6 protein-coding genes and 2 pseudogenes are annotated in these 7,019 nt (G+C 54.4%); all 8 read left to right on the top strand.

Features of this window, described 5'->3' with window-relative positions:
- Positions 1-823 (top strand): ABC transporter permease subunit (locus ABGT74_RS06540; protein WP_346704938.1); only part of this gene is annotated, 823 nt, incomplete at its 5' end.
- Between the two features lie 3 nt (positions 824-826).
- Positions 827-1,651 carry a nickel/cobalt ABC transporter permease gene (opp1C, locus tag ABGT74_RS06535; RefSeq protein WP_346704937.1) on the top strand — a complete coding sequence of 275 codons (825 nt, stop codon included), beginning with the start codon at positions 827-829 and terminating at the stop codon, positions 1,649-1,651.
- Positions 1,648-2,478, top strand: coding sequence for an ABC transporter ATP-binding protein (locus ABGT74_RS06530; protein WP_346704936.1), 831 nt, complete (start codon positions 1,648-1,650; stop codon positions 2,476-2,478). The genes opp1C and ABGT74_RS06530 overlap by 4 nt, the downstream gene beginning before the upstream one ends.
- Positions 2,472-2,999, top strand: a pseudogene (locus ABGT74_RS06525) (ATP-binding cassette domain-containing protein); the annotation flags it as partial. The gene ABGT74_RS06530 and the pseudogene ABGT74_RS06525, both read left to right, overlap by 7 nt.
- Positions 3,000-3,309: 310 nt before the next feature.
- Complete coding sequence (locus ABGT74_RS06520) at positions 3,310-4,194, top strand: succinylglutamate desuccinylase/aspartoacylase family protein (RefSeq protein ID WP_346704935.1); 885 nt, start codon at positions 3,310-3,312, stop codon at positions 4,192-4,194.
- Positions 4,187-5,512 carry an MATE family efflux transporter gene (locus tag ABGT74_RS06515; RefSeq protein ID WP_346704934.1) on the top strand — a complete coding sequence of 442 codons (1,326 nt, stop codon included), beginning with the start codon at positions 4,187-4,189 and terminating at the stop codon, positions 5,510-5,512. Before ABGT74_RS06520 ends, ABGT74_RS06515 begins: the two co-directional genes overlap by 8 nt.
- A 478-nt stretch (positions 5,513-5,990) precedes the next feature.
- Entirely contained in the window at positions 5,991-6,611 is a 621-nt protein-coding gene (locus ABGT74_RS06510; protein WP_346704933.1) for a helix-turn-helix domain-containing protein, read from the top strand.
- 90 nt (positions 6,612-6,701) lie between these two features.
- Positions 6,702-7,019: pseudogene (locus ABGT74_RS06505) on the top strand (ABC transporter ATP-binding protein); the annotation flags it as partial.

Here is a 7,019-nt window from a genome sequence, read left to right as displayed (position 1 = left end):
GGAGCGCCGTATGAGGGGAAACTCTCACGTACGGTGTGGAGTGGGGGAAAATCCGGCGATAACCTCAAAGGATTACCTATCACTATTAGTTGGATGCCTGCTAGTTGGATGCCTGCACGGCGATTTTGGAATCAGCTATGTCAATCCGGCGCGCACGGTAGCGAGCGAGCTCATGCGTTCGCTGCCGGCGACCTTGCAGCTGGCCGGTGCATCGTTTGTCATTGTTGTAGTGCTGAGTATCCCGATCGGATTTCTCTGCGCTGTATATAAGGACGGATGGTTTGATAAGATCATGCGCGGTGTAGTTTTTATTACGACCGCGATGCCTGCTTATTGGGTGGGACTACTGCTGATGTGGGGCGTGGGTGTCAAGCTGGGATGGCTGCCAACAAACGGCAGTGGCACATGGAAACATTTGCTCCTGCCAGCATTCACCGTAGCACTCAGCTATATTTCTACCTATATTCGTCTGATTCGAAACAATATGCTGGAAAACATGAAGCAGGACTATGTGCTATATGCCAATGTGCGCGGTCTGCCGCAAAAAGCGATTTTGGTCAAGCACATTTTGAAAAACTCGATGCACACCTGCATTGTGGCGATGGGCATGAGCATTCCACAACTGATTTCTGGTACAATCGTGGTGGAAAACGTGTTTTCATGGCCGGGGCTGGGAACGCTTTGCATCAGCTCGATTTTCAACCGTGATTATCCGGTCATTCAGACCTATGTACTGCTGATCGGTGTACTGTTTGTTGTATTCAATCTGCTGTTTGACATTTTGCAGACTGTATCCGATCCGCGACTGAGAAAGGAGGATTAACTCTTGCTGAAAAGGCTGTTACATAATCGCATTGCAGTTGGGACAATCGGGGTCGTTTTACTGGTTGCACTGATCGGCATTTTTGCACCCGTTGTGGCGCCGAACGATCCGTATGAGACCAATATTTTGAACAAATTTGCGGAATATAGCTTGGAGTATCCACTTGGGACAGATCAGCTCGGCCGCTGCGTGCTCTCGCGCATGATCTATGGCATCCGTCCGACTTTGGGACTTGCGCTGCTGACCATGCTAGGCACTATTGGCTTGGGCGCTCTGCTGGGCATCATGGCGGGGTACTTCCGAGGCGCAGTCGAGGAAGTAATCATGCGCGTGGTGGACGTAATGCTGTCGTTCCCCAGCCAGATCATGGTGTTTGCGGTGGTAGCGCTGCTGGGCGTGAGCGTGCAAAACGTGATTATCGCCAATGTGTTCATCAAATGGGCGTGGTATGCGCGTATGATTCGCACAGGTGTTATGCAGTACCGAGACTGCAACTTTGTGCGCTTTTCCCGCTGCGTGGGCATGCCTGAGCGATTCGTTCTGTTCCGCCATCTGCTGCCTTCGATCACATCCGATCTGGCGGTGCTTGCATCGCTGGACGTTGGCTGGGCAATCATCAACATTTCCACGTTATCTTTCTTGAGTCTCGGTGTGCAGGCACCTACGCCTGAGTGGGGTGCGATGCTCAACGAAGCCAAGGAAGTGCTGACCAGCAACCCCACGCAGATGATTGCCCCGGGCATTGCCATTGTGGTTCTGGTATGCTGTTTTAATCTGATGGGAGACGCGCTGCGTGATGTATTGGATCCGAAGGAGGTAGAAGCATGAAGCCGGTATTGGAATTGCAGGATTTGCGAGTAACACTGCATCAGCGCAAACAGCAAACGCCGCTGGTGCGCGGAGTGTCATTTTCGGTTGCGCCCGGGGAGTGTCTCGGGATTCTGGGCGAATCGGGAAGCGGTAAGAGCATGTCGATTAAAGCTGCAATGGGATTGCTCGACAAGAACTTTCACGTTTCGGGCAGCGTACGCTTTCAGGGCGAGGAACTGCTCGGCAAAAGCGCGGAAGAGCTGCGTCGTCTGCGTGGCGGTAAGGTGGGCATCGTGCTGCAAAATCCGATGACCTGCTTTGACCCGCTTTACCGTGTGGGTGCGCAGATTGCCGAAACCTTTGCAGCACACACCGACTGGAGTGCGGACGAGATACGGTTGCGCTCACTCGCGCTGCTGGAAAAAATGCGCATCCGGAATGCAGAGGAGGTTCTTGAAAAATATCCGCATCAGCTGTCCGGCGGCATGTTGCAGCGCATCATGATCGGCATTGCAACCGCGATGACACCCGAACTGCTCATCGCGGATGAGCCGACCACGGCCATTGACGCGATTACACAGTTTGAAATCCTCGATGAGCTTGTGCGTATTAAGAAGAGTCATCATGTTGCAATGCTGTTTATTTCACACGACTTGAACGCAATTTCGCGCGTAGCGGATCATATTGTGGTGCTCAATCAAGGGTGCGTTGCGGATCGGGGCGATTTTGCCCATATTTTGCACCATGCGGAAGACCCATACACACGTCTGCTAGTGGAAAAGCGCGCGGCGGTGATGCGGCGTTACCGTGCGGCACTGGAGCGGAAAGGAGAGCGCGCATGCTGAAGCTGGATCATGTCTGTGTCAGCTTTCGAAGTGAACGACAGGATAAGATCTTCGGTCATACCAGACAGCAGGTATTATTTGATGTATCGCTTGAGGTTCGAAAGGGGACTTGTCTGGGTATTCTGGGCGAGTCCGGCAGCGGAAAAAGTACGATGGGGCGCGTGATGTGTGGCCTGCTCAAGCCGGACAGCGGCGAGGCGGTACTGGATGGTGTGCCGGTATATGCTTCGCGGGCGGGACGGCGCAATTTGCAGAACAAGCTTAGCGTGGTTTTTCAGGATTATACCACTTCGGCAAATCCGCGCTTTCGCGTGCGCGACATCATCGGGGAAGGCCTGACCGTGCGCGAGCGGCGTGAGTGCGTGCGGCTGGATCGCAGGAAAGAAATCAGCAATCTGCTCGAGCTGGTGGGGTTGCCTGCCGCGTTTGCCGATCGTTTTCCGCATGAGCTATCCGGTGGGCAACTGCAGCGCGTGTGTATCGCGCGCGCAGTAGCATGTAAACCGGAGGTCATTTTGTTTGATGAAGCGATTTCTTCGCTGGATGCGCATACGCAGGTGCAGGTGATGGATCTGTTGCGTGATCTTAAAGATAAGCTGGGCCTGACATACGTGTTCATTACACATGACCTGACTGCAATCACTTACCTGTGCGACGACGTGCTGTTTCTTTATCGGGGGCGCGTGACCGAATATCTGCCAGTGTCATGTATCGGTGATGCAACCGACAGCTATGCGCGGCGGTTGCTGGAGTCCATTGTGGTATTCGAGGATGAGGAGGCGGCCGGATGGAGCTTTGTGGCATTGATATACAGCCGGGCGAAAAAAACGGATGGTTCTGCCGGCGGAAGGCATTCCGGCGCTGGAGGTTATACTGTTTTGCGGTGCGCATCCCGGCAAAACGCTGGTTGTGACAGCGGGCGTGCATGGCTGCGAGTATGTCGGTGTGGAAGCACTGCGGCGGCTTTCAGAAGTGCTGCAACCCGATTTGATGCACGGAAACGTCATTTTGCTTCCACTGGTCAATCCGGAAGGATTTTACGCCGGCGCAAAGAGAATTGTTCCGTCCGACGGCATCAATTTAAATCGTGCTTTCCCGGGAGATCCTGAAGGCAGTGCATCCGCGCGTATCGCCGCGGCGATCGAGCGACTGGTCTATCCGCATGCTGATCTGCTGGTCGATCTGCACGGCGGCGACTGCAATGAGCAGTTGTGTCCGCTAGTGTTTTGTCCGGTGGCAGGAGAGACTTGGGTGAACGAGCGCGCAGCAGAGGCGGCGCGCGTGCTGGATGTACCGTATCGCGTGCGCTCAACTGCGAAAAACGGCTTGTACAGCTGGGCGGTACAGTGCGGCATTCCCGCACTGCTGGTTGAGCGCGGCGGGCAGGGACAATGGTCAGAAGAAGAAGTTTCCGCCTGCATGCGGGATGTGCGGGCACTGCTCACGCATCTGCACATTCTGAGCGGAAATGGCCCGGTGCAAAAGCAAACCGCAATTGCGCAAGCAATCTATGAAGAAGCGCCGTTTGACGGCTTCTGGTATCCGCGGACGGCAGCGGGCGCACATGTTTTGCAAGGCGAATTGCTCGGCAGGCTGCAAGCTACGGACGGCAGTGTGTATGAAGTGCGTGCATCCTTTGCAGGGGTGACACTGTATTACACCACAGCGCTTGGTGTGCATGCGGGTGATGCGCTGGTCGCATACGGCAGTGCGTAGACAATTTTGGCGTCTGGCGGCACCCGCGGCGGCAGAAGGACTGCTGCTGATGCTGCTGACAGCAACCGATTTGCTCATGGTATCTGCGCTTGGCACAACAGCGGTTGCAGCAGTCAGCATTTTTTCGCAGCCGCGCATGGTGATTCTGTGCGTGACACGGTCGTTTTCTGTGGCGCTTAGCGCATACGTTGCAAGACAGCGAGGGGAGCAGCCGGATGAACCTCTGACAGCTTGCGCGCGGCAGTCGCTTGTCCTTGGCACGATGGCTGCAATGCTATTGCTCATCGTGACATGGGTTGGTGCAGTACCGCTTTTGCGGCTGGCAGGCACACAGGAATCTTACATGTCGCTGGCGTTGGAGTACGCCCGTCCGGCGCTGGTCAGTCTATTTCTTTCCGGTCCGGCGATTGTGCTGCATGGCATCCTGGCCGGATTGGGGGATACACGCAGTGTGCTTTGGGCCAATGTGCTGGGCAATCTAGTAAATGTGTGTTGCAACGCTGTGCTGATCTATGGGGCGGGGCCAATCCCGTCGTTTGGCGTACGCGGGGCTGGGGTCAGCACAGCAATCGGCACGTCTGTGACGCTTTTGTATACGCTGCGGCTGTTTATGCGGCCTTCACATCCGGCGGCGCTGCGTGGAAAGGGATGCTGGCTGCCACAGCGCACCTACATGCGTGCGCTTGCGCCGCTGACAGCCGGTGTTTTCACCGAGCAGGCAGTCGAGAGGTTTGGCATGTTTGCCTTTTCGCGTCTGGTGGCTGGACTGGGACCGGGTATGCTCAGTGTACACAATATCTGCGGTGGACTGTGCGATATATATTATTGTTTTTCGCAGGGACTGGGCAAGGCAAGTTTGGTGCAGGCGGGAAACGATCTCGGAACAAGCCGCGGAAGCAATCTGCATCGGATTGTGAAAATTTCCCGTCGCGCTGCGTTATCGACCGGCGTACTGGCAGCGGTTTTATACGCCGCCTTTCGGTTCCCGCTGCTGCGCTTATATCACTTGCAGGGCAGCGAAGGTTTGCTTGGCGGGGAGATCATGCTGTTTGTTGCAGTGGTCAGCATACCGGAGGCGCTAGCGATGGTGAACGCGGGCGTGTTGCGCGGGGTTGGGAAGACCGGCTTTGTGGCTGTGTATTCTTTATTTAGCATTGCTGTTGTGCGCCCAATTCTGACATGGATGCTTGTCTATCCGCTGGGGCTGGGGCTGCACGGCGCTTGGATTGCGCTGGTGTTTGATCAGATAACACGCGCGCTGTGCGCAATGACAGGTGCGCACTGTGCAGCAAAAAGATTGCAGTTTTCCCAAGGTTAGACAATACTTGAAAAGAGGAATTGTTAAAGCAGTCGACCGGGCTTGCTGTCTGTGAATAGCAGGCAGCAAGCCCTTTGCTTTTTGTTAATACGGTGTTTGTTGTAGCAGTGTGAGTGAGCAGTCAGTTTCGATTAGAATTAGAAGTGTCTATAGACTTGAATTCTTTCGAATATAGCAACTTGCTTTTAAGAAAACTGGAACTTTTACATGACAGCTTTGTCCGATCGATTTCTTTGTAATCTATGCTGTGCTTAATCACTTTTTCACGCAACATATAACTGATCAGGGAGTTGTGTGTAAATTCAGAATCATAAATTTGAGAAAAAGCCTTGATTCTTATTAACTGGTTCTATGTGTCGTCCTACTACTATTTTTGGCGACAGGGATGATGCCAAACCACAATATCCGCCTCTTGACAATTCCTGCCTGTTGTTGTACTATAACAGTGTTATATAGCACTGTTATATGGAGGGCGAGCATGGAAGAAAAATCTACCGACACACTGGAAAAAATCCAGCGGGCTGCTATGGAGGAATTCTCGGAGAAAGGCTTCCTAGGAGCTTCCCTACGGCAGATTGTGAAGCGGGCCGGCGCCACTACTGGCGCTTTTTACGGATACTTTTCCAGCAAGGAGGCGCTTTTTGCCTCTATTGTGGAGCCTCACGCCGCCGCGCTGATGGGCCGGTTTATGGAGGCGCAGACCTCCTTTGCCGAGATGCCAGAACAGGAGCAGCCGGAACACATGGGGCTGGAGTCCAGCCAATGCGTCCATTGGATGGTGGACTACATCTGCGACCACCGGGAGCCGGTGAAGCTGCTGCTGTGCAAGGCAGAGGGCACCAGCTACGAGCATTTCGTTCACAACATGGTGGAGGTCGAAGTGGAATACACCCTCCAATACCTGGAGGTTCTGCACCATCTGGGGTATGAATGCGCCCAGCTGGATGCACAGCTGTGTCACATCATTGCCAGCGGGATGTTCAACGGCATCTTCGAGATCGTCATTCACGATATGCCCAAGGAGCAGGCTATGCGCTATGTGGATCAGTTGCGGGATTTCTACACTGCCGGATGGCTGAAGCTGATCGGCCAGTCATAAGCCGCACCATTTTCCAGTAAGATCGGGGCTGTGCCCCTTTCTTTTTATACTGTCGGTTAGCGATAACTAACCTTAAAAGGAGGAATATTTGTGAAGCAAAAGAAGCAAAACGCTCTGACCGTCCTGCTGGGATATGCGGGCAGCCACAGGCGGCTCACTTTCCTGGGGCTGGGGCTGTCAGCGATATCCATGGTGTGCAGTATGATCCCGTACCTCTGCATCTGGCTGGCGGCCCGGGATCTGATCGCCGTGGCGCCGGACTGGACGCAGGCCCAGAGCGTGACGCGCTATGGCTGGATCGCCTTTGCTTTCGCGGTGGGTGGCATCCTCATCTACTTCCTGGGTCTGATGTGCACCCATCTGGCGGCGTTCCGCACGGCGTCCAACATCCGCAAACAGGGCATGGCA

Origin of the sequence: uncultured Agathobaculum sp., from assembly GCF_963927765.1 — a bacterium.
Lineage (GTDB): Bacteria > Bacillota > Clostridia > Oscillospirales > Butyricicoccaceae > Agathobaculum.
The sequence above is the reverse complement of the archived record's forward strand: the minus strand, read 5'-3'. Positions and strand labels throughout refer to the sequence as shown.

Coding starts and splice junctions, on each gene's coding strand:
- ABGT74_RS06520 (WP_346704935.1), top strand. CDS start 3,310: ATGGTTCTGCCGGCGGAAGGCATTCCGGCGCTGGAGGTTATACTGTTT.
- ABGT74_RS06530 (WP_346704936.1), top strand. CDS start 1,648: ATGAAGCCGGTATTGGAATTGCAGGATTTGCGAGTAACACTGCATCAG.
- ABGT74_RS06510 (WP_346704933.1), top strand. CDS start 5,991: ATGGAAGAAAAATCTACCGACACACTGGAAAAAATCCAGCGGGCTGCT.